Source organism: Microcoleus sp. LAD1_D3, assembly GCF_036702135.1.
Taxonomy (GTDB): Bacteria; Cyanobacteriota; Cyanobacteriia; order Cyanobacteriales; family Microcoleaceae; genus Microcoleus.
Map to the genome: position 1 here is coordinate 18,464 of NZ_JAUBSB010000025.1, position 23,395 is coordinate 41,858.

Sequence of the window (23,395 nt, forward strand, 5' to 3'; positions counted from 1 at the left end):
GAGTTTTTGTTAAAGGAGTTTTATGGCTGTTGGCAAGGATACAATTTTCGAGCGCTTTTTGTCGCCCCTGATTCGACTGGCGATCGACGAAGAAGCACTGAAACGACTCTACGAAGGCATCGATTGGGAAACAGCGGGCGATCGCTACCGACAACCCGACTTAGTTTATCCCGAATATTACAGCAGCCAAAACTTTCACGGCATTAAACGCGGCTACCTCAACCCCAGTGCCGCGGTTTCCTACGATCCAATCACGCAATATGTTTTGCCTCCCCACGAAACAGTCGTCAGGCAAGGCTTAATTGACGCTGTGCGGGTGAAACCGCGCCGAATTATCGATTTGGGATGCGGCACTGGTTCGACAACGCTCATGCTCAAGCAAGCCTTTCCCCAAGCGGAAGTTGTCGGGCTGGACTTGTCGCCTTATATGCTGGTAGTTGCCGAAATGAAAGCGCAAAAAGCCGGCTTAAATATCCAGTGGTTGCACGGAAATGCCGAAAGCGTTGCTTTTGGCGATGGCAGCTTCGATTTAGTCGCAGCTTCCTTGCTGTTTCACGAGACGCCACCTGTTGTATCGCGGGCAATTTTGCGAGAAAGCTTCCGACTGCTGAAGGTTGGGGGACAAGTGGCAATTTTGGACGGAAATCAAAAAACTTTGCGGCAGACAGAGTGGCTGACTGATATCTTTGAAGAGCCTTATATTAAGTCTTACGCCGCTGGCTGCGTCGATGCTTGGGCGGGGGCTGCTGGATTCGCGGCGGTGCAAACTCAGGAACACTGGTGGGTGCATCAGGTGACGCAGGGCGTTAAACCTTTGCCTGGGGAAGATTTGGAACAGATGCGAGTGGCAAGGGGGTGGAATTTGGGCGATCGAACTCCTGATTTTGATGGCGATTTACCAGGCATTCCAGCTCCTGCTTGATCTATTAACTGTTGCCTGTTAATTGTTAACTGTTAGCAAACTAATGACTAATGACTCATGACTAATGACTCTAAAAGCAGTTTTATTTGATTTTAATGGCGTGATTGTTAATGACGAGCCAATTCACGAGAAAATAATCGATCAATTGATGCTCGATGAAAATCTCCAGCTCAAACGTGGGGAGTTTCGAGAAATTTGTTTGGGAAGGAGCGATCGCGCTTGCATTACCGAACTGCTCAAGCGCCGAGGACGATATCTAACAGAAACATATCTCGATCGACTGCTGCAGCGCAAGGCCCAAGCTTACAAAGCTCAAATAGATACTTTGGAGAAACTGCCGATTTATCCCGGTTTGGCAGAATTTATTGACAAAATTCGGATCGCCGGACTGAAAATGGCCGTAGTTAGCGGGGCAATGCGATCGGAGATAGAATGGGTGTTAGATCGGGCCGGTTTGGCAGCAAACTTTGAGTTAATTGTCGCAGGCGACGACTTGAGGGCGAGCAAACCAGCACCTGACGGCTATCTATTGGCTGTGGAACTTCTCAACCAGAAATATCCCGAATTTAACCTGCAACCGATCGAGTGTTTGGCGCTAGAAGATACTTTTGCGGGAATTGAAGCGGCGAAAAAAGCGGGGATTCAGGTAGCGGGTGTGACTCACACTTACCCGTTTCACATGATCCAGCGCCAAGCTAATTGGACGGTGGACTATTTTGCTGATTTAGAGTTGGACAGAGTGGCGCAAATTTGCTCGATCGCCCCCACTGAGCCGGCTGCGGAAAAAACTTGACCTTTTTAGCAGTTACGTGCTAGTGTAGGTGACGGTCTGCGAACGTGAGAGCAAGCAAGACCTGTAAGCCTTTTAGATTCGGCAATCCCGCATCTAAAATGCTAAATTAAAACTCAATCAGGGGAATTAGCTCAGTTGGTAGAGCGCTGCGATCGCACCGCAGAGGCCAGCGGTTCGAGTCCGCTATTCTCCATATGTCAAATAACCAATAATGTGTCGTCGTTAACACATTAATGTGCTCATAATAGACAATATCTAGCTTCAAGTTTGAGAGGAGGCCGGAAGTGCGATGGCAAACTCTGCTCCCCCTCCCAAAGATGAAATTACCTCTATTTTTCCCCGATGTTTTTCCACAATCTGGTAGCAAATTGCCAGGCCAATGCCCGTGCCTTTTCCTGGTTCTTTAGTTGTAAAAAAAGGGTCAAATAGCTTACTTTGGATTGCGAGTGAAATGCCAGGGCCGTTATCGCTAATTCGCACCAAAATTTGGCTACTGTCCAACTTTTGCGTCTGAATTAAAATCTGAGGAATTTTACTTTTTTTAGAGTTATTCCCTGACTCTTCTAGTGCATCTATCGCATTTACTAGAATATTCATAAATACTTGATTTAGCTGCGCTGGATAACACTCTATTTCTGGCAATTCTCCATAGTTTTTGATAACTTCAATTCCCTGCTTGAGGCGACTGTTCAAAATCAATAGTGTATTGTCAATGCCTTCATGGATATCAACTAATTTCATTTGAGATTCATCTAAGCGAGAGAAGTTTCGCAAAGACAAAACTATTTGCCGGATGCGTTCTGAACCTATTTTCATAGATTCAAGCAGTTTTAGTAAATCCTCTGTGAGAAAGTCTAGTTCTATCTCTGCGATTTCTTCTGCGATCGCCTCGGTGGGTTGCGGGTATTCCTGCTGATAGAGACGAATTAACTTTAGCAAATCTATAATATACTGGTTGGCGTATTCTAGGTTGCCGTGAATAAAGTTAACAGGGTTGTTTATTTCATGGGCTACCCCGGCCACCATCTGCCCTAAACTAGACATTTTTTCGGTTTGAATTAACTGGGTTTGCGTGTGCTTAAGTTGGTAAAGTGCTGCTGTAAGTTCTTCTGTTCTTTCTTCTACTCGCTCTTCCAAAGTTTGGCGATACAGCTCTAATTCATGGGTGTATTCTGCTACCCATTCAACTAATTGATTGATGGATTTGGCTAAGGTTCCCACTTCATCTTCTGTAGTAACAGGTACTTGCAAATCAAAATTTGCTTGTTGAGTAATAGTTTTAGCAACCCTCGTTACCGCTTGGAGAGGAAGGGCGATCGCGCGGCTGGTACAGATGGCTAGAAAAATAGCGATCGCGACTGATACTAACATACTCACTACGATGATTTGGACTCGCAATTCCTCAGCTTTATTAAAATTAATGTAGGCTTGTCTCTGCTGTGCCTTAGCTACTTGTGTCATCAAGCTCAAACTCTCTGACAGCCGCTCAAACTTAACATCCAGCTTAACTGCTTTATCCCCTCTGATTAAATCCAATACCTGCTGCTGTGCCTCTTTAACTTCCTCTGGTTTTAGTGAGGAGGGCTCTATTTCTTGCCAAAAAGATTTGAGCAATTGAGAATACGAATCTGTCGCAGTTGTGTAGCCGTTTAATAATCCTTTTAACTCAACCGACTTTACTGCTAATTTTGTGGAATGTTCTTCCGTAAAAAAAGCTAGTTCAGCAATATTTTTTTGGACTACATCAACATCTTTCAAGAACTTAGCAGTTTCATATTCAAACCAGATTGAATCTCCCAATACAGAGATTAGCCGTTTGGGATGTGACTGCACTGCTTGCACAGAATATTCTAAATCCCTGAGCAAATCTTGTTGCTCGTCGGCGAAGGTTAAAGCTTGGAATGCTTGATTTTGGTAATAGTCTCCACAGATCATTCCCCCTGTGGTTCCTAGTACGGCTATTCCAATTGCTACGGAGTAGCCATAAGTAATTTTTTTGGCAATGCTTAAGCGAGAAATTAAGCGGTTAATGGCAGTCAAGGGAGTTTTTCGGAGAGAATTTTTGATGTCGCGATCGCCTTCAGTCACAGCAACCTTATTTTTTCGTCTATTGAGGGTAAGATTGTTGAAGCTTACAGCCCCATTTTCTCCCTGTTCAAATTTTTGCATCCTGGCAACCTGAGCTAAATTTTAACAATTTTATTAGTAAATGCACATAAAGTCTCTTATTCGTAAACTGTTACGCATTTAAACCACTAACGAGGCTTGTAGGGTGCGTCAGTTATAACACTTACGCCGACTTGGGAAACACTTCTGTACGCTCCGCACCCTACTATCGTATTTTAAATGCCAAACAGCTTAGTAGGGGGAATATTCCCTAGAGTTTATGAATTAAGGATTAAGCCCTACTACAAAGTCGGCATTAGATAAAATTTAACCTTAAAAGACATTCCCCTGACCAATGGCTTTATAAACTTCACGAATTATGTTATAATCACTGTCGTTTGCTGGCACCAGTTTAGCTCCTTGATACTTATCATTAGCTTTTCCAACTAAAATTGCTTGAATTAGCTTCTCTTGATTTTCTACCAGGCGATGGCGGATTTTTTCAACCAGAGTATTAGGCAGGTTACTACTAGCTACAAACAAGTCACTAGGTAAGGGTTTCCCGGTGGCAATAATCCGAAAATCATTGGCCGATAAACCATCTATTTTTAGTAAATCGTTGTATCTATTCACACCAATTCCTAAGGCATCAACTTGGTTTTTTTTAAGAGCCTGCAAACCCTTTTCTCCCAACATTGAGATTTTGAAGTCAGATTGGGGATTTAAGCCAGCATCCATGAGAATTTTAATCGGGCTTAGATGACCACCAGTTGCACCTATTTCCCACATAGCTATGGTTTTACCTTTCAACTGTGCTGCTGACTTAATCTCGCTATTGGCAGGAACAGCAATAATTGAGTGATAGTCGGGGCGGGTGATGGCAATGATGGGAACAGCATTTGTCCGCGCCCGCATAATCACATATTCAGATGGCCCTGTTAGAGCTAATTTTAGCTGACCGGACTGGAGAGCTACGGCTGCTTCTATATAGTTATCTACTGGGAACAATTCAATTTTTTTCTCTAAAACTTCCCCAAGAACAGTCCGAAATGCTTGATAATTTTGCTGCAAATCTTCTGCTCCCTTAACATCAGTTACGGCAAATTCAAGGGTTTCTGGTTCACTTAGGGTCAAATTGGAAGAACTACGATTAGATTGATTTACTGTTGTAGAACAGCTTGCTACAAACAATAGGGATAACCCAACAAAATGCCGCCGCTTCATAATTTTTAGGATTTTTAGTGGCAGTTGAAAATTGCCTAACTATTATAAGCTATTTGGAATAAGCTTTCATTAAAATAGATTATCCATTGGTTAAACTTCAGTGCGGCAAAATTTTTATTGCTCGGTGTTTGGGTTAGCAGCGTAAGGCAGCGGATATTGTAAACTTAACTCCTTAAACGCTGCCCGTGGTAACTGACATGAATCGCAAACGCCACAAGTAACTTCACCGTCGGCGTCACAAGACTAAGTTTTTTCCGAAGGCACTCTCCAATTATTGCCTAATTTAATGATTTCTGTCTTGTTTAGCTCAATCAGCGGTGTTGAGATAGAAATTGCTTCGCCTTCTCTCCCTTGTTTTGTCCCTAGCCGCAATACTTCTTGCAGGGCTTGAATATAATCGGGGCGAAAGTCTCGATAGCCGGAATAGTCTAAAGCTTTGACGCCAATGTAAACGCGATCGGCGTTGAGACTTTCAGCCCAGGCGAAGCCAAAACTTAGGAAAATTGTATTGCCGGAGGTAGGTGATCGGGATGCTTTCGGAGAGTTGATCGAGGGTGCTCGCGCCAAAAAGCGTCTGGCTTTCCTGCAATGGCTTTGAAGGGAGCGATCGCCTCAACGGAGTTCGATCGAGTACAATCTCCTATTACCAGCACGCCTGAAAAGGACTTTGATTGTCTAATCAACATTTTAAGCTGTTTTTTCAAAAAATCAAGCTTAATTTGTTAGACGCTGCCGTAATTTTTGCAAGTCCCGTTTTTTAAGAAGCGACACAGAAGTTGTCAAAAGTTTAAATAGCGATAATGAGCGTGTTCAAGTGACTGCTGTAATTTCGGTGTGAGAAAAGCTGCTCTAATCCTTAGATAGCAAGGACTTCAGCTCATCGTAGTCAGACGACATTAATTTGTTAAAGCGACAAATAATTTATTATTCGACAATCAAGGTGATTTACACAAGTGCGATCGTACTCAAAGCGCAGTGCGATCGCCACCCGTTTTGAGAGACTGTACTGTAAATTGTTGAAAATTCTCCTTAAACATTAATTTACTTAATAATAAATTTTGTATCCAAAAATACAACTATCTTATTAAGGGAGTCTTAATATCAAGTCGCTATGTGTTATTATTCTCAATCATCTGACTCATCTATTCAAGAGTAACAAGAAAAAATGACAAAGCGATTCGATCGGCGGAAATTTCTTTTATACAGTTCTGCTACCCTAACATCAAGTTTATTTCTCAAAGCTTGTAGGACTCCCACTCCAACAGCAACTCCCGCCGCTTCTCCTTCTCCAACTTCAACAGGAACACCAGCAGCAGGTGGCGGAAACACGATCAAAGTAGGAATTTTGCATTCGTTGAGCGGCACGATGTCAATCAGCGAAAAAAGCGTTGTCGATGCCGAACAATTAGCGATCGAAGAAATCAATAAAGCTGGCGGCGTCCTCGGCAAACAAATCGAAGCAGTAATAGAAGATGGCAACTCAGACTGGCCGACTTTTGCCGAAAAAGCCAAAAAATTGATCGACCAAGATAAAGTTGTCGCCGTCTTCGGCTGCTGGACATCCGCCAGTCGCAAAGCAGTATTGCCGGTATTTGAAGAAAAAAATCATATGCTCTGGTATCCCGTACAATACGAGGGTCAAGAGTGTTCCAAGAATATCTTTTATACCGGGGCTGCACCGAACCAACAAATCGAACCAGCAGTTGACTGGCTGCTAGAAAATAAAGGAAAAAGATTCTTCTTAGTCGGGTCTGACTACGTTTTCCCCCGGACGGCAAATACCATTATCAAGGCACAGCTAGCAGCAAAAGGCGGCGAAGTAGTTGGAGAAGATTACATTCCTTTGGGCGGTACAGAAGTCACGCCAATTATTACTAAAATTAAGGCAGCGTTGCCAGACGGGGGCGTAATTTTCAATTCCCTCAACGGCGACAGCAACGTAGCATTTTTCAAACAGTTGCAGGGTGCAGGTTTGGGGCCGGACAGGTATCCGTCAATGTCTGTCAGTATTGCAGAAGAAGAAGTAAAGGCGATCGGCGTAGAATATCTTAAAGGCCATTACGCCGCCTGGAATTACTTCATGACTGTGGATTCTCCGGCCAATACAAAATTTGTGGAAGCTTTCAAGGCAAAATACGGCAACGATAGAGTCACTAACGACCCGATGGAAGCAGCTTACATCATGGTTTACCTGTGGAAGCAAGCCGTCGAAAAAGCAGGGACAGCCGACGATTTGGAAAAAGTGCGGGCAGCAGCTTTGGGTCAAACCTTTGAGGCGCCAGGGGGCACAGTAACGATGGATGTTAACCATCACCTTTCTAAATTTGTGCGGTTGGGCGAAGTGAGAGAAGACGGTTTGTTTAACATCGCTTTTGCTACACCAGCAGCAGTGAAGCCGGTGCCTTGGAATCAGTTTGTCGCTGAAACAAAAGGCTTTTCTTGCGATTGGTCAGACCCCGCAAAAGGTGGAAAATTCAAAGCTTGATAAGTAGGTAATACCAATTTTCTTAACGTTGACAACGTATCTTCGATCCCCCTAGGACGTGTCTTTAAACCCGGAGATCCCCCCCGCCCCCCCTTAATAAGGGGGGAGTAAGAGCATTCTTTCGTCAATCCCTACTCCCTTAATAAGGGGCAACTGGAGTCTTCTTTCGTCAACCCCTACTCCCCTTAAGAAGGGGGAACTGGAGTCTTCAAAGTCCCCCTTCTTAAGGGGGATTTAGGGGGAGCGAGACTCGGCGACAAGCGAGATATACAGAGGGTTTTAGTTCTAAGTTGACACCAATGGGATAAAACCACCCCCTAATTATCCGCGGACGAAGTTAACCGACTTGATGCAGGAGTTACAAAAGTGGCGATATTAGACGGTTTATTTAATGGCATTAGCATCGGCGCTGTTCTACTAATTGCAGCCTTGGGATTAGCCATTATTTTCGGGCTGATGGGCGTGATTAATATGGCTCACGGCGAGTTGATGATGCTGGGGGCTTATACAACTTTCGTGGTGCAAAATGTTTTCAAAGGTATGGGAGGATTTGCTTTTGAAACCTATATTTTATTTGCAATTCCCCTTGCTTTTTTAGTAGCTGCATTGGTAGGATTAATTCTCGAACGCGGAGTGATTCGCTATCTTTACGGGCGGCCGCTAGAAACTCTGCTGGCAACTTGGGGCGTAAGTTTAATTTTGCAGCAGTTTGTCCGCAGCGTTAGTTGGGTGCTGGTAATTGGAATTGCGGTATTTTGTTTGCTGTTTTTTGGCGGTTTGCGGGTGCTGAAATCTCGCCTGGATTTCGATCGCATTCGTAACAAAATTATCGCCCTAATTTTGCCTTTATCTTTGGGTGTTTCCTGGGCGGTGAGCGCCTTTTTAGGGCAAACTTACAAACTGGCAGTAACTCAACCTTGGTTTGGCGCTCAAAATGTGGACGTAACGGCACCGAAATGGTTGCGGGGTGGCATACCGCTGGGCAATTTTCAGTTGCCCTATGCCCGAATTTTTATTATTGTGCTAACAGCAATTTGTTTGGCGGGAATTTACCTATTTTTGCAAAAGTCGGTGTGGGGATTGCGGATTAGATCCGTGACGCAAAATCGCAGCATGAGTGCGTGTTTGGGAATTCCTACCGAACAAGTAGACGCGCTGACTTTTGCTTTGGGTTCAGGGTTGGCAGGTGTCGCTGGGTGCGCGATTAGTTTGATCGGTTCGGTAGGGTCAAATACCGGACAAAATTATATAGTCGATACCTTTATGGTGGTGGTTGTGGGCGGTGTCGGCAAGATTGTGGGGAGTGTAGTTGCTGCGATCGCGATCGGCACTGCCAATTACCTGATCGGTTCGGGAACTTTAGCATTAATGTTCGCTCCTGTCAAGCCTTTAGCCGACTTCTTCACATTTTTCGCCACAACCAGCATGGCCAAAGTAATGGTATTCGCTTTAATTATGGCTTTTCTGCAAGTGAAGCCGGGAGGGATTTTCCCGCAAAAAGGACGGACTGTAGAAAATTAAAAATTACAACTGCGAGCGTAGCGAAAAATGCAGAACAAACATCAAAAACCCTGGCTAAAAGAAGCGGTAATTGTCAGCGCGATCGCCCTCACATTCATCTTACTCATCCCAGGAATACTCCCCGACGTTCGCCTCAATCAATTAGGGCGATTTTTAGCACTAGCAATTGCAGCCCTCGGCATAGATTTGATTTGGGGATACACAGGTTTGCTTAGTTTAGGGCATGGGGTGTTTTTTGCGATCGGCGGCTACGCTTTCGCCATGCACCTAAAATTGCAAATTCCCCCAACCGCCAGCAGTCAATTGCCAGAATTTATGAACCTCTACGGCGTTACCGAACTCCCCTGGTTTTGGCAACCATTTTATTCATTTCCCTTCTCAGCATTAGCAGTAGTTCTCATCCCCGCCATCTTGGGCGCACTTTTAGGTTATTTAGTATTCCGCAATCGAATTCGAGGCGTTTACTTTTCAATTCTTACCCAAGCAGCAACCATTGTATTTTTCAACTTCTTTAACGGTCAGCAAAAACTGATTAACGGAACTAACGGACTCACCGACTTTAAAACCTTGTTCGGAGCCACAGTAAATGACCGAGATACTCAATATATTTTCTACATTCTCACCATACTATTTTTAGCAGCAACTTACGCCCTCTGCCGCTGGCTGACCAGCGGGCGTTTCGGCCGCCTGTTAGTAGCAATTCGCGACGACGAAGTGCGCCTGCGTTTCTCAGGTTACAATCCCACAGGATATAAAGTTTTAGTCTTTGCAATTTCCGCCGGTTTAGCCGGGATTGCAGGCGCATTATTTACGGTACAAACCGGAATCATTTCGCCAAAAGCAATGGATATTGCCTTTTCAATTGAAATGGTAATCTGGGTCGCAGTGGGAGGCCGCGCCACACTATCGGGAGCAATATTGGGAACATTGCTAGTCAACTTTGGCAAAAGTTTCTTGAGCGAACAATTCCCCGAAGTTTGGCTGTTTTTCCAAGGCGCCCTATTCCTAATAGTAGTCACAGTGCTGCCCGACGGCTTAGTCGGATGGCTGCAACATCAAGGTTTCGACCAAATCCGCAGCTTGTTCAGAAGACCGAAGTACGCATCTACTTACCCCAGCCTGGAACAAGACCCCCAAGTGCAGCTCGAAAAAGAAGAACTTGAACATTGAGTGCAAAAATATCGTGTAATTTATAAGTAGGCTGACCTAAATAAATGTCCCCTACAACAGACAAACAAAGCAATCGCAATAGACTTGGCAAACGCTGCGTTTATCTCTGTCTGAGGAAACGTAATATATATGTCCACCTACTTAGATATCCCTAGCAAACAGCTTCGTTCTTGAACTTGAGGGGAAACATATGGCAGATATTATTGACTACAAAATCTACGGCGACGATTTGCAACTCATCGAAATTGAACTCGACCCCAAAGAAGGCGTCAGGGCTGAAGCTGGAACCATGACATACATGGAAGGGGACATCCAAATGCAAACATCCACAGGCGGCGGCTTATTTCAAGGTTTCAAACGGATGCTGACAGGAGCGGGTTTTTTCATTACCACCTTTGTCAACGCCGGAAATCGCAAGGCCCGCGTCGCTTTTGCCGCCCCTTATCCGGGTAAAGTAATTCCCCTAGATTTAGGCCAACTTGGCGGTAAATTTTTATGTCAAAAAGACTCATTTCTATGTGCGGCCAACGGCATTGAAATTGAGGTAGCATTCACCAAGCGGCTCGGTGCCGGTTTCTTTGGCGGAGAAGGTTTTATTCTGCAAAAATTGCAGGGTGACGGGCTAGCTTTTGTTCATGCGGGAGGAACAATAGTTGAGAAAAATTTGGGTGTTGGCGAAGTGTTGCGAGCGGACACTGGTTGTTTGGTAGCTTTTGCGCCGACTGTAGATTACGATATTCAGTTTGTGGGCGGGTTTAAAAATGCTCTATTTGGCGGCGAAGGCTTGTTTTTAGTCAAGCTAACTGGCCCTGGAAAAGTGTATTTGCAAAGTCTGCCGCTCTCGAAGTTAGCTGAGCGAATTATGGCGGCAGCTCCACCTCCCGTGTCGAGCAGTTCTAGCAGTTTTAGTGTAGAGTAAACTGCTATAAAAAAGTAGTAAGTATGGTGTCCCGGAAGCGGAGAAAATCTGCTTGATAAGGGAGAATTTTTACCTTCTGCACCTACAATAGGTCTGGGTTGTTGTCCATTAGTGAGGGAATTCTTAATTATGAATGGCAAAGTATTAGAAATAGAAAACTTGACTGTTAGTTTTGATGGTTTTAAAGCCATCAACGGTTTAAATTTCAGCATGGATGCGGGCGAACTGCGAGTTATTATTGGGCCCAACGGTGCGGGAAAAACAACTTTTCTCGATTCAATTACCGGGAAGGTGCAGCCGACAGAGGGCAGGGTGTTATTTAAGGGACAAAATTTACGCAAGTTGTCGGAAGATAGGATTTCGCGCTTGGGAATTGGCCGCAAGTTTCAGACGCCGCGAGTTTACTTGAATTTAACGCCACGCGAAAATTTGGAATTGTCTTGCAGCCGCCATAAAAATGTTTTTTCGACTTTGTTCAAGCCTGCTTCGGCTGCTGAAAAACGCACGGTTTCCGGTTTATTAGAAACAATTGGTTTAGTTGCTAAAGCTGATGTTTCGGCTGGTTTGCTTTCTCACGGGGAAAAGCAATGGTTGGAAATTGGAATGTTGGTGGCTCAATCTCCTGATTTGTTGTTGGTAGATGAACCTGTGGCGGGTTTGACGGATGAGGAAACGATGTTAACTGGAGAGTTGCTAGTTTCGCTGGCGGAAAGTCATTCGGTGTTGGTAATTGAACACGATATGGAGTTTGTGCGGCAAATTGCGCGGCAGGTGACGGTGTTGCATCAGGGTGCGGTTTTGTGTGAGGGGACTATGGATGAGGTGCAAAATGACGATCGGGTAATTGAGGTATATTTGGGCAAACCGGAAGAGTAAGAGGAAGGAAGTTCGGCAACGGATTGTGTAACGGATGTAACGGATGTAACGGATATCAGGAAAAAGGAAGAAGGAAGAAGTTATTTGTTAGTTGCTACCAATTTGCAGACCCCCTTACCAATTAAAAACTATGCTACAAATCTCTAATTTGAATGTTTATTACGGCGAAAGTCACATTTTGCGCGATGTCGATTTAAGCGTCATGGCGGGGCAAATGGTTTGCTTGATCGGCCGCAATGGTGTGGGCAAAACTACTATGCTAAAAACGATTATGGGGTTGCTGCAACCCCGCAGTGGCACTATTGCTTTTGGCGGAGAATCTATTGCTTCTAAGTTGACTCACCAGCGGGCTAGATTAGGAATTGGTTATGTGCCTCAAGGGCGTGAAATTATTCCCCGTTTGACGGTTAAAGAAAATTTATTGTTAGGTTTGGAAGCGAAACCAACCAAAATCAAAAATCCTGAAGTTCCTGATGAAATTTTTGATTTATTTCCGGTTTTGAAAACTATGCTCGATCGCCTGGGAGGTGATTTGAGCGGGGGACAGCAGCAGCAGTTAGCTATTGCTAGAGCTTTGATGGGAGAGCCGAAATTGCTGGTTTTGGATGAGCCTACGGAGGGGATTCAACCATCGATTATTTTAGATATTGAAGCTGCGGTGCGCCGTGTGGTTGCGACTAGGGGAATTTCTGTTTTGTTGGTGGAGCAACATTTGCATTTTGTGCGGCAAGCTGACTGGTATTATGCTATGCAAAAAGGGGGGATTGTGGCTTCTGGAAGCACTAGCGAATTAAGCGATGAGGTGATTCAGAGGTTTTTGGCTGTTTGAATTGAAGGAAGAGGGAAGGAGGAAGAAGACCCTGAGCGAAGTCGAAGGGTCTTCTTCCTTCTTCCTTCTGCTATATTATTGATTTTTTCGACCGTCTGGCATTGTGGTGCCGGCCATACTTGCTCGATCGATACTAGCGCCATCTATATTAGCATTGCGGAGGTTGGCATCGGAAAGATTGGCATCTCTCAAGTCGGAAAATCGCAGGTCTGCACCGTCTAGATTTGTCTTTGTCAAGTTAGCTTTTCTGAGGTTAGCGTTGCTGATTCTCGCTCCTACTAATTCGGCTCCGCTTAAGTCTGTGCGAGCTAGATTGGTGTTGACAAAATCTGATATCTCGAAGCGACTACCGCTGAGGTTGGCATCTGATAAATCTGCTCCTGTCAGGATGGGATTTTTTAAGTTAATGTTAACTAATTTTACGGCTCGGAGGTCGCAGCGGGAGCAGCTTTGAGTTAGCAGCAGCATTTCGACGTTGGCGTTGATTTGGTCGATTTGTTGCTGTGAGAAATTTTCGGCAAATTCTGGGGAGACGTAGCCGAGCTTTGTGGGGTCGGCTGGTTTTGGTTGGGGTGTTTGGATTGGGGGTGTTTGGATTGGTTGGGGTGTTTGGATTGGTTGGGGCGTTTGTGGTTGAGGTGTTGGGATTGGTTGGGGTGTTGGGATTGGTTGGGGTGTTTGGAGGGGTTGGGGTGTTTGGAGGGGTTGGGGTGTTTGGAGGGGTTGGGGTGTTTCTATTTGCCCGATCGCACTTAGTTGTAGCCCCACCTTCGGCAGTTCGAGAGTTGCTGCAAAAATTAGTAGGGCGATCGACATTATTGTGAGTTTTTTCATAAATCTCTAACTTTTTGTTTACAAAAATACCATTTATATGATATAATACCTCGAAAAGTGAACACCCTACATTTCGCTAAATAGATCGAAATTCAGATAAAAAACTTCGGAACCATCAGGTGCGCGAATTAACTTTTCTATTACCGGAGGCAGTTGCTGTTGACGGTACAATGCCGGAATTTCGCAGAAGCTTTCTTCGGTAATTTCCAAAATTTTTGGCATATCAGGAATGGGAATCCCCAACCGATCGCTTTTATTTAAGGTACAAATAATCAGGTATTTGCACTCCGTAATGCTTGGACTGCGGGGAAATATTTTGGATAAATTAATTAGGGTAATCAGTTCTTCTTGGTGCCGCAATAAACTATTACCGCTAGGTAAAGTGGCGTAGGCATTAAAGTTTTTAACAATGCGCTCCACTCGTTCAATAGGAACAGCATAGTAAATATTTCCTAGTTCAAAGGAAACAAATTTTTTAGGGGCAATTCTAACAGTGGCTTGTTTGTTGCTGCGAAATCGGCGATTGTAATTAGCGTGAGTCATGCGATTTTAGATTTTATATTTTAGATTTTAGATTGAAAATTATTTGATTTTAAATTGAAGAATTATTTAATTTTAGATGGGAATTAAATAATTCTTTGATTAAATATTGAAGATTATTTAATTTTAGTAGGTGCGTCTGCTGCGTAGATTACCCCTATAATTCGCGTAGTCAATTACTTTTTGCCTAAGTTTTGTTGGAGATTAGGGATTATTTGATGGGAAATTTGAGATTGTGGATTAAATTATTGATTGGTGGATTAATTTGGGGATAGCTTGTAAAAGTTGGGCTTCGCTGTAAGGTTTGGTGAAGTATTGATTTGCGCCTAATTCCATTGCCATTTGCCGATGTTTTTCCCCGCTACGGGATGTCAGCATGGCTACGGGAATCTTAGCAAACCGCTCGGTCGATCTGATCGATCGCAACAATTCAAATCCATCCATCCGGGGCATTTCAATATCCACGATCGCCAAACTGCAATCAAGACCATTTTGCAACTTTTCGAGGGCATCCACACCGTCTTTAGCCTGTACCACCCGGTAGCGAGCACGAGTCAGCGTCAGAGACAGCAACTGGCGAATTGTATAGGAATCATCCACTACCAAAATCTGCGGTGACTGACTCGCACTCGCCGGTATCTCCTGCACTTTAGCGGAGACAGCGGCGATCGAACTATTTACCCCAGGTTGGCCCACCAAATCGTCCACATCCAGAATATTCACCACGCGCCCGTCCCCCAAAATAGTAGTCCCCAAAACCCCACGAGGCTTGGATAGAGGCGGTGGCAAAGGTTTAACCACAATTTCCTGCTGACCGATCAGCCGTTCCACGGCCACCGCCAGCATTCCTTCGGTAGAAGCTAAAACTAGAACCGGAATTTCGTCTTGGGTCAAAGGGTCAGGAGAGGGGGCATCGGGCCCGACGACACTGTATTCGAGCAAATCTTGCATCCTCACCAAACGAATAAATTCCTCCCGCCACCAAAGCATCGGCTGATTGCCGGCGGTGTGAACTTCCGAGGCTTTAATGTGCAGAATTTCCTCGACTGCATCCAGCGGCACTGCTATTTTATTGTGATCGGTCTTCACCATCAAAGCATCAGTAATCGACAGTAGCAGTGGCAGTTTAATGATAAAACTCGTACCTTTTCCCAGGCGAGAGTCTACCTTCACAGTCCCCCGCACAGTCCGCAAATTTGTTCGCACCACGTCGAGCCCAACTCCCCGCCCCGAAAGGTCGCTGACCCCTTCTGTAGTGCTGAAATCCGGCCAAAATAGAAAATCGTAGAGTTCGGCAATGGAAAATTCTTGAGCTTGTTCCTCCGTAGCCCAACCCTTTGTGACAATTTTACGGCGAATGATTTCCGGGTCAATGCCTTTGCCGTCATCGGCAACAGTAATAATAGTTTGGCCGCCTTGGTGGCGGGCTTCTATTTCAATTTGACCGCTGGCCGGCTTGCCGCTTGCTTTCCGAACTTCGGGCATTTCGATGCCGTGGTCGAAAGCGTTTCTCACTAAGTGTATTAAGGGGTCGCGCAAAGCATCGAGCAAACTTTCGTCAATTTTGGTATCTCTTCCCATTAGCAGCAGGTTGACCTCTTTATCGTATGTGAGACACATCTCCCGGAGCGCTCTGGGCAAGTGATCGACGGCGCGGCTGAAACTCACGACTCGCAACTGCATGACGCGGCTGCGTAGTTGTTCGGTAATGCGGCGCAGTTGGTCGGTACTGCGCTCGAATTTGATGGCTAAGGTGTCTAATTTGGTGGCGGATTGAGAAATTGCTTGGGCAGTTTCGATGACTTCTGCGGCTGTCGAGTGGAACTCTGTATAACGATCCATCTCTAAGATATCGAAGTGAGCATGGGCAGGAGAGGATTTGCCGTTAGCAATCATTGGGAATTCTGTTTCTGCTGCTGCAAGTTTTCCGAATCCAGAGTTGCCGTTTACCCCTCTCCACTCTGCAAAACTCAGTCTGTCGTATTCTTCTCGCAACTGACCGCCGAATTGGTTCAAATCTACGATACTGCGGCGGATGCGCTTGACTTCGCCACGCAGTTCGGATTCTTGAAGTTCTAAATTTGTACGGTTGATGACTAATTCGCCGACTAGATTCACCAATTCAGTTAAGCGTTCTAAGTCTACCCGGATTGTCGGCCTTTGCGGGTTGGGGACTGGGAGAGTCGGGGAGTCGGGGAGAGTCGGGGAGGGAGAGGGAGAGGGGAGGAGAGTCGGGGAGGGGGAGATTTCCGGGGATGTCGGGGAGTCGGGGAGTCGGGGGGAGTCGGGGGGAGTGGGGGAGGGGAAGATTTCGGGGATGTCGATCGCCCTTCCTTCCAGTATTTGTTGGCGTGCGGTTTGCAAGTTTTGGGCGATCGCCCAACCCTCGGATTGCAACCGTTCTAGAGTCAAGTTGGGAGAGTCGATCAAATCTCTCAGGGGCGCGGCCACTTTCCCAAAATCCGGCAATTGCAGCATTCCAGCCAAACCGGAGAGTTGGTAGTAAACCTGGTTGAGGGCGGTGACGCTTTTTGCCAAATCTGCCTCGGAAGCTTGGGAAAGTTCGGTTTCTAAGCGATTGAAGAGTGGCGGCACTTCATGTTCAAAAATCAGTTTCAGGGTTTCCGGGGCGGGCGATTGGCTGGCTGCGGGGACGGGCGACGGTTCTGACTTGCCGTACTTAGCCTGGAACTGATCGAAAATTTGGGCGATCGCCTCCAAGTTTTCCGTTTGATCCGGAGTTGTGACATCGGAGTGTTGAACTGATTCGATCGTAATCTTTTTGAGAGCATCCACCCCCTGGAGCAAAACACTCACAGTAGTCGGTTCCAGAGCCGACAAGTCTGTGCGATCGCGCAAAATGACAAAACAGTCCTCCAGCGTGTGAGCTGCGACCGACACGTTTTGAAAGCCCAACATCGAACCCGCACCTTTAATCGAGTGAGCCGCCCGAAACATTTCTTTAACTGCCGCTTGTCGCTCTTTCAAACCCGCCGATTCCATCGCCAGCAGATTCGTCTCCATTGACTGAAGAAACTCTTCGCATTCTGCGGTAAAAGCATCTATTAATTCGTTTAAATCGTGATCATTCATATGAGCCTGTTGTCTGTTGACTGTTGTCTGTTGACAGTTAACTGTTGTCTGTTGACTGTTGTCTGTTGACAGTTAACTGTTGTCTGTTGGCAGTTTTTTTATATATATGTCCCGTTCTTTAACTGTAATTGTTGTCGGGGCGGGTTCACGATTATTTATAACTTCGCATTCAGGAAATTTGTCAACCCGCCCCAGCAACAACGATAGTTATTAGTTATTCCTATAACAGTCAACCGTCAACCGTCAACCGTCAACTGACTAACTGCGGAAATTCGCCACCGACTTTTGCAATTGGCCCAGAGAACCAGACAACTCGTCCAAAGATGCTTTGACATCCGCACCTTTTTGTGCGGTCGTATTCGCAATCTCGTTGACTTGCTGCATACTGTTAGCAATTCCCTCAGCCGAAACAGTTTGCTTGGCAGATGCGATAGTAATATTCTGCACTAAAGCATTCATTTCTCGACTAACTTCGATAATGGCATTGAGGTGAGTTTTAGCTTCGCTTGCCAGCTTAGTGCCTTCCACTACCTCCAGCGTCCCGGATTCCATTGCCTTCATCACGCGGCTGATTTCTTCTTGAATTGTACCGACAATTTCCGAGATTTCCTCCGTAGCGCCGGCGGATCTTTCTGCTAATTTCCGCACTTCTTCGGCAACAACTGCAAAGCCTAAACCTTGTTCGCCGGCTCGCGCCGCCTCAATAGTAGCATTCAGAGCTAATAAATTAGTTTGCGAAGCAAGTTGAGAAATCGAAGTCACAATTTTGCCAATTTGCTGCGAAGATTCGCCCAAACGCTTCATCATTTTTGAGGTAGAGGCGATCGTCAACCGGAGCCCGTTAATGCCTTCGACAGCTCTATCGACAGCCATACCGCCGACTTCAGCGGTGTGAGAAGACTGCTGGGCGACTGTTTCGGCGCGCACCGAAACATCTCGCACGTCGCGAATCGAATTCACAATCCGCTCGATTTCCCGCATGATGGCAGATATTTTTGCTGCTTGAATTTCCGCCTGTTGGGTGAGTTGACTGGTATTGTTAATTGACTCGCCCGTGGCAGATGTTACCTGTTCAGCTAAAGTTTGAATTCCCGTTACCACTTTCCGCAGAGAACCGATTAAGAAGTTGAAAGAGTCGGCGACAGCACCTAAAACGTCGTTTGTCACTTCCGCCCTAACTGTCAAGTCGCCTTGAGCCGCGCCTTTAATTTCTCCCAACAATTTAAGGACTTGCTGCGTCAAAGAATCAGCTTCAGCTTTGCGTTCTGCTGCCAATTTTCCTAGTCGTTCTTCTGCTTCTTTGCGCTCGGTGATGTCAAAGCGAATGGCGATATATTTGACTATTGTGCCACTGGTATCAAAAATGGGAGATATCGTCGAATCTACCCAGTAAAACGAGCCATCTTTGCGTCGGTTTTTAACTTCCCCTTTCCACACCAAACCGCGAGAAATTGTCACCCACATTTCTTCAAAAAATGATTGGGGATGGTAGCCTGAATTGACGAGGCGGTGGTTGCGGTGCAGGAGTTCTCCTATGCTGTAACCGGAGATTTCAATGAATCGGTCGTTGACGTAGGTAATCATGCCTTGGAGATCAGTTTCGCTGACTATCGCAGATTCGTCTAGGGCATTTTGCCGCGTTTTGAGTTCTTGCAGCAAGCGTTCCTGTGCCTCGGCCAACTGCTGCATTTGCTGCTGGGATGCTCTTTGTTCGGTGACGTTGCGGCAAACTACTACGCCTCCTTTAAGCGCCCCCGTTTCGTCTTTGAGTGGCCGGCCGTTAATTTTCACCCACAGGCCCTCTGGCTTGCCTGCGTGGCGGGTGAAAAGGTCTACTTCGTCAACGGCTTCTCCTCGAACCGTGCGCGCTAAAGGTATTTCGGCTGGGGGATAGGGAGTTACCGTATCGGGCAAGAATAAACCGTATTTTGCCGACCATTCGTTGGGAATAGCATCTGTAGCACCCTTGCCAAACATATTTTCGGCGGCGGGGTTGAACAAAAGAAAATTGCCTTTTTCGTCGGCAGCAATTATGCCGTCGCCAATGCTGTTTATTAGCAGTTCCAAGAGATTGCTTTGCTGCCGAAATTGGTCTTCGGAACTGGCTAATTGGGCTGTTGTTTTTTCCAGTTGCACCATCGCGTGTTTGCTCTCGGTAATGTCGCGAGCCACTGCATATATGAACTTTTGTTCGGCTTCAGGTCGCGCTTTCCACGACAGCCACTTGTAGGAACCGTCTTTGCAGCGGTAGCGATTTTCAAAAGCGATTGTTTCGACGCCGCTGGATAATTTGCCGGTTTCGGCTACGGTTTGTTCGTGATCGTCTGGATGGACGAAATTGATAAAAGGTTGGTCTTCCAGTTCTTCTAGGTTGTAGCCGAGGATTTTTACCCAAGCGGGATTGACGCGCTTGAATTTGCCTTGAAAATCTGCAATACAAAGCAAGTCTAGGGAAAGGGTAAAAAATCGATCGCGCTCTAGTTCTGCTTTTTTGCGATCGGTAATTTCGATCGCCACAGCCCCGATACCGATGGGTTTGCCGTCAGATCCGGGCAAAGGAAAGTATGACGCCAGCCAATCTCGCAGGACGCCCGGTTCGTTGAAGATTGATCCCGACACCTCAAGGTTTAACAACGGTTGGTTGGTGGCGAGAACCTGCTGCAACATCGGCTCTTGGGTATCGCTCATTTCGGGTATAACTTCCCTCACCGTCTTACCGAGGTGTTCGGCAACTGAGACGCCGGTGGTTGCCGTTAATTTCTCGTTGACTTGCACGAAGCGCAACTGCTCGTCAAAAATACACATTGAGGCCGGGGCGGCTGTGAAAAATGCGTCAAAGCGGGTTTGACGCACAACTAATTCTCGTTCTAGGGCTTTGCGATCGCTGATGTCGCGGCCTTCTGGAATTAGCATCAAGACTTTGCCACTGTCGTCGGTGATGGGTTTGATGGAGAAGTCAACGGTAGCCACTGCACCGTTGGCAACTAGCACATCCACTTCGTAACGGACTACCTCGCCCGCCGCGGCGAGGGCGATCGCTTCTTGTATCTGTTGCTTGGTTTCCGGGGAAATCTGCCACCACAGGGTTTCGGAAAACGGAGTGCCTATTATTTCTTCGCTCCGCAGGCCTGCCGCGGCCAGGGCTGTTTGGTTGGCTTCCAAAACGGTGCCGTCCGGTTTGAGCAGACCTATGAATTGGAACGATTGGTCGAAAATGGCTCGGAACAGTCTTTCGCGATCGCGCAGCATCTCTTCTGCGCGTTTGCGATCGCTGATGTCGCGAGTAACTGTTGCGAACCCCATAGGCTCGTCGGTTTCTGGGTGTTTGACTGTAAATAGGGTGAAGTCAACCGGAAAGTCTTCGCCGGTTTGAAAGTTCCTCAAGCGGAATTCACCCTGCCAAAAACCGTCTCGCACAGTAGCCGGCACGATTTCTTCTTTGAAAATCTTAGCATCTTCTACTGAGAAGAAGTCATACATACTTTTGCTTTTGACTTCTTCAATATTTTGCAATCCTACTTGCTTAAGTCCCGCGGCATTCAGGTATGTTGCCTCTCCCTCCATGGTTGCCGTGCCGATAAAATCCGAGCTGCTTTCTACGATGGCAATCAATCTTTGCTTTTCGATTTCGGCTTGCTTGCGATCCGTGATGTCGTTGTTAGTTTCTAAAATTGCTTTGGGTTTTCCCTGTTCGTCTCGCTGTAAATTCCAGCGACTGAAGACGGTGATTTTGGTATCATAATTGGTGGTGTGAATTATTTCTCCTTCCCAATAATCCTGCTCTTCTAACTGTGCCGAAATAGCTGCTAAACGCTGGGGAAAAATGCTGTGCAATAGAGTATGGGTGAGTTTCCCCAAGGCTTCTTTTTTTGTCCAGCCGTACATCCGTTCGGCTCCCTGACTCCAATAATTAATCGTGCCGTCCATATCCCGAACAATCAAGGCGTCGCTGGCAAGGTCAAGCATTTGCAAGTTCTGCTGCAAGGCTTCTTCTGCGCGCTTGCGTTCTGTAATGTTGCGGGAGATCGTTGACAGAAATTCAATTTCTCCGTTCTCGGATTTGTGAGCAATAATTACTTGAGAAACTGGTATTTCTTCGCCGTCTAAACTCTGCCAAACAGTCTCGCCACTCCAGGCCCCGTCCCGGCAAGCTGCGGGGATGCCGACGTTCACCATAGTGTCGATACTTTTGGGGGATGTCAGGTCAGAAATGCTGATTCCGGTTAAATCTCCGTCTTGGCCAACTCCCAACATTTCTCTGGCTGCGCGGTTGAGATAAATGGGGCGCTGTTGGGTGTCGGCTATGCCTACCCAGTCTGTTGTGGTTTCTAAAATTGCTTTGAACCGCAATAGTTCTTGTTCAGATTTCCGGCGAGCTGTGATGTCGCGCGCCAAGCCGAGCATTCCTAAAATGTTGCCTTCTGCATCTTTGAGGGGCAATTTCTGGGTGTCGAAGCTGTGTACTTTGCCGTCGGCTAAGGCCGCTAAGTCGTTGGAAACGGGGGCGACCTGGTTGCTGGCCCGGAAGTTTTGGATTTGGTTCTCGGAATCGGTTTGGGCGTGGAAGTTGGGGAAGATTCGATCGACCGATATGCCGATTTCTGCGTCGTCTTTGCCGATAATTTCTGCTTTAGTTTTGCCGAAGGCGGCGGCGAAACCTGCATTGACTAGGGTGTAGCGCAAGTTTCGATCTTTGACGAAAATGCAGTCTGGCGTAGCGTCAATGACTGTCCGCAGCAAGTTTTGGGAGCTTTCTGCTTCTGCGAGTGTGTGTCGCAGTTGTTCTTCCATTTGCACGCGGTTGGTGATATCTCTAATCGCGCAAACGAGAAATTGTCTGCCGTCGGCATCTATAAAGGTAGATTTTTTGGCGGAGACAAAGCGGGTGTTTCCTGCTCGGTCTGTAATGGTTTTTTGAAGTTCGGTGCTGGTATTTGTCAAGAAAACTGATTCGTCTTTTTCTCGATATGTCTCTGCTTCCTGTTTGGGCAAGAACTGGTCGTAGGATTTGCCAATTAGTTCTTCTCTGCTGTGACCTAGGTATTGACAAAAGGCATCGTTTAATATTAACCAGCGGTGCTGTTTGTCTTTGACATAAATCGGGTCTGGGATGCTGTTGAGGATGTTATTTAAGAATTGTTCTGAGGCTTTTAATTGCTCTTGGACTGCGGTGCGATCAAGAATTTCCTGTTCCAATTGTGTGTTAGTTTGCAGGAGCTGCTCGGTTCTTTCATTCACTCGCTGCTCTAGTTCTGCGGTTAGCTGCTGCAAGGCGGCTTCTGCCTGTTTACGCTTGGTAATCTCCCGACCTTCTGCGAGGATTTGAAATACTTCTCCTGTTGCATTTAACAGCGGCTTAAATGACAAGTCAATTACTGTTACCTGATTGTTAGCTCCGGTGATTTCGTATTCTTCCCGGACAAAATTACCGACCGAAACTTGTTGAATGTTTGTTTTTAGGCGCTGCTGGTTGGCGGTCGATGATGCCCAACAAGGTGTCAGCCAAAATTTCATCCCCAGCACTTCTGATGCTTGCAAATCGTGCAATTTTAGCGCTGTCTGATTGGCTTCGATCAGAGTACCGTCTGGCTCCAATAATGCGATCGCTTGAAAAGCTTGGTCGAAGATTGCGTGAAATCGTTGGGTAGTTTCGCTCAGCGCTTGTTCTGTTTCTTTTTTAGCGTTAAGGATGCGGGTGGAACCTACTAAGAAGCCGTAGCGGTTGGACAAACTCAAAAAAGCGATCGCCGCAATTACAGTGATCCAATCGAACACAGTTTGCACCACCGGAGAGTGCGGCAGTCCTAGGTATTCGGCAGCGTGGCCACTGTGGCCGAAAGCGCAGGTCCAAAATATGGCTGCTGTGACTGTGGCGAAGATGTCGAACCCGAATTGACGGTTTCGCCACAAACCTAAGCTGATTAGCCAGGCGATCGCAAAGTAACATCCAGAAATGATGACATTAGCAGCCCCAGCTACCAGCGATGGGGACAAGTCAGGCAATGTCAGGGTGAAAGTTGTTGCGATCCAAGTATAGAGAAGTTTGATCATAAAATTAAGGATGGGCAAATCGGATGCGGGCG

14 protein-coding genes, 1 tRNA gene and 1 pseudogene are annotated in these 23,395 nt (G+C 46.3%); 9 read left to right on the forward strand and 7 right to left on the reverse strand.

The features are described 5' to 3' along the window. Positions 1-22 precede the first annotated feature (22 nt). The 3 genes from QUA74_RS15885 (at position 23) to QUA74_RS15895 (ending at position 1,908) form a co-directional block, all read left to right on the forward strand. Positions 23-922 (forward strand): methyltransferase domain-containing protein, encoded by a 900-nt coding sequence (locus QUA74_RS15885; RefSeq protein ID WP_333330638.1) that lies wholly within the window; start codon positions 23-25, stop codon positions 920-922. A gap of 64 nt (positions 923-986) precedes the next feature. Continuing rightward, the gene (locus QUA74_RS15890) at positions 987-1,715 is read left to right on the forward strand and encodes an HAD family phosphatase (RefSeq protein WP_333330641.1); all 729 of its coding nucleotides are present in this window, start codon (positions 987-989) and stop codon (positions 1,713-1,715) included. A gap of 120 nt (positions 1,716-1,835) precedes the next feature. After that, positions 1,836-1,908, forward strand: a tRNA-Ala gene (locus QUA74_RS15895). A 68-nt stretch (positions 1,909-1,976) separates the two neighbouring features. Here the strand turns inward: QUA74_RS15895 and QUA74_RS15900 are convergent. From QUA74_RS15900 to QUA74_RS15910, 3 genes and pseudogenes are all read right to left on the reverse strand, one after another. Continuing rightward, positions 1,977-3,884, reverse strand: a complete 1,908-nt coding sequence (locus tag QUA74_RS15900; protein ID WP_333330643.1) for an ATP-binding protein — start codon at positions 3,882-3,884, stop codon at positions 1,977-1,979. 270 nt (positions 3,885-4,154) lie between these two features. Further along, positions 4,155-5,045: a phosphate/phosphite/phosphonate ABC transporter substrate-binding protein gene (locus tag QUA74_RS15905; protein WP_333330646.1), complete on the reverse strand. Its 891-nt coding sequence runs from the start codon at positions 5,043-5,045 to the stop codon at positions 4,155-4,157. Positions 5,046-5,159: 114 nt separating this feature from the next. Beyond that, positions 5,160-5,601: pseudogene (locus QUA74_RS15910) on the reverse strand (7-cyano-7-deazaguanine synthase); the annotation flags it as partial. A gap of 609 nt (positions 5,602-6,210) precedes the next feature. Here QUA74_RS15910 and urtA point away from each other — a divergent pair. From urtA to urtE, 6 genes are all read left to right on the forward strand, one after another. After that, positions 6,211-7,530, forward strand: a complete 1,320-nt coding sequence (gene urtA, locus QUA74_RS15915; protein WP_333330649.1) for an urea ABC transporter substrate-binding protein — start codon at positions 6,211-6,213, stop codon at positions 7,528-7,530. A 366-nt stretch (positions 7,531-7,896) separates the two neighbouring features. Continuing rightward, a complete protein-coding gene (locus QUA74_RS15920; protein ID WP_333330652.1) occupies positions 7,897-9,051 on the forward strand; it encodes an ABC transporter permease subunit in 1,155 nt (384 codons plus the stop codon). Between the two features lie 27 nt (positions 9,052-9,078). Continuing rightward, positions 9,079-10,221, forward strand: coding sequence for an urea ABC transporter permease subunit UrtC (gene urtC, locus QUA74_RS15925; RefSeq protein WP_333330655.1), 1,143 nt, complete (start codon positions 9,079-9,081; stop codon positions 10,219-10,221). Positions 10,222-10,411: 190 nt separating this feature from the next. Continuing rightward, entirely contained in the window at positions 10,412-11,140 is a 729-nt protein-coding gene (locus QUA74_RS15930; RefSeq protein ID WP_333330658.1) for a TIGR00266 family protein, read from the forward strand. Between the two features lie 129 nt (positions 11,141-11,269). Further along, the gene (gene urtD / locus QUA74_RS15935; protein ID WP_333330660.1) at positions 11,270-12,016 is read left to right on the forward strand and encodes an urea ABC transporter ATP-binding protein UrtD; all 747 of its coding nucleotides are present in this window, start codon (positions 11,270-11,272) and stop codon (positions 12,014-12,016) included. Between the two features lie 130 nt (positions 12,017-12,146). Beyond that, positions 12,147-12,845, forward strand: coding sequence for an urea ABC transporter ATP-binding subunit UrtE (urtE, locus tag QUA74_RS15940; protein ID WP_333330663.1), 699 nt, complete (start codon positions 12,147-12,149; stop codon positions 12,843-12,845). 75 nt (positions 12,846-12,920) lie between these two features. On the opposite strand, the gene QUA74_RS15945 is transcribed toward urtE, so the two are convergent. The 4 genes from QUA74_RS15945 to QUA74_RS15960 form a co-directional block, all read right to left on the reverse strand. Then, complete coding sequence (locus QUA74_RS15945; RefSeq protein WP_333330666.1) at positions 12,921-13,679, reverse strand: pentapeptide repeat-containing protein; 759 nt, start codon at positions 13,677-13,679, stop codon at positions 12,921-12,923. A gap of 66 nt (positions 13,680-13,745) precedes the next feature. Beyond that, positions 13,746-14,222, reverse strand: a complete 477-nt coding sequence (locus QUA74_RS15950; protein WP_333330669.1) for a chemotaxis protein CheW — start codon at positions 14,220-14,222, stop codon at positions 13,746-13,748. Between the two features lie 237 nt (positions 14,223-14,459). After that, the gene (locus QUA74_RS15955) at positions 14,460-17,312 is read right to left on the reverse strand and encodes a hybrid sensor histidine kinase/response regulator (RefSeq protein WP_333330671.1); all 2,853 of its coding nucleotides are present in this window, start codon (positions 17,310-17,312) and stop codon (positions 14,460-14,462) included. Between the two features lie 258 nt (positions 17,313-17,570). After that, the gene (locus QUA74_RS15960) at positions 17,571-23,363 is read right to left on the reverse strand and encodes a PAS domain S-box protein (protein ID WP_333330674.1); all 5,793 of its coding nucleotides are present in this window, start codon (positions 23,361-23,363) and stop codon (positions 17,571-17,573) included. Between the last annotated feature and the right edge of the window lie 32 nt (positions 23,364-23,395).

Coding starts and splice junctions, on each gene's coding strand:
- QUA74_RS15885 (WP_333330638.1), top strand. CDS start 23: ATGGCTGTTGGCAAGGATACAATTTTCGAGCGCTTTTTGTCGCCCCTG.
- QUA74_RS15890 (WP_333330641.1), top strand. CDS start 987: ATGACTCTAAAAGCAGTTTTATTTGATTTTAATGGCGTGATTGTTAAT.
- QUA74_RS15900 (WP_333330643.1), bottom strand. CDS start 3,884: ATGCAAAAATTTGAACAGGGAGAAAATGGGGCTGTAAGCTTCAACAAT.
- QUA74_RS15905 (WP_333330646.1), bottom strand. CDS start 5,045: ATGAAGCGGCGGCATTTTGTTGGGTTATCCCTATTGTTTGTAGCAAGC.
- urtA (WP_333330649.1), top strand. CDS start 6,211: ATGACAAAGCGATTCGATCGGCGGAAATTTCTTTTATACAGTTCTGCT.
- urtC (WP_333330655.1), top strand. CDS start 9,079: ATGCAGAACAAACATCAAAAACCCTGGCTAAAAGAAGCGGTAATTGTC.
- QUA74_RS15930 (WP_333330658.1), top strand. CDS start 10,412: ATGGCAGATATTATTGACTACAAAATCTACGGCGACGATTTGCAACTC.
- urtD (WP_333330660.1), top strand. CDS start 11,270: ATGAATGGCAAAGTATTAGAAATAGAAAACTTGACTGTTAGTTTTGAT.
- urtE (WP_333330663.1), top strand. CDS start 12,147: ATGCTACAAATCTCTAATTTGAATGTTTATTACGGCGAAAGTCACATT.
- QUA74_RS15945 (WP_333330666.1), bottom strand. CDS start 13,679: ATGAAAAAACTCACAATAATGTCGATCGCCCTACTAATTTTTGCAGCA.
- QUA74_RS15950 (WP_333330669.1), bottom strand. CDS start 14,222: ATGACTCACGCTAATTACAATCGCCGATTTCGCAGCAACAAACAAGCC.
- QUA74_RS15955 (WP_333330671.1), bottom strand. CDS start 17,312: ATGAATGATCACGATTTAAACGAATTAATAGATGCTTTTACCGCAGAA.
- QUA74_RS15960 (WP_333330674.1), bottom strand. CDS start 23,363: ATGATCAAACTTCTCTATACTTGGATCGCAACAACTTTCACCCTGACA.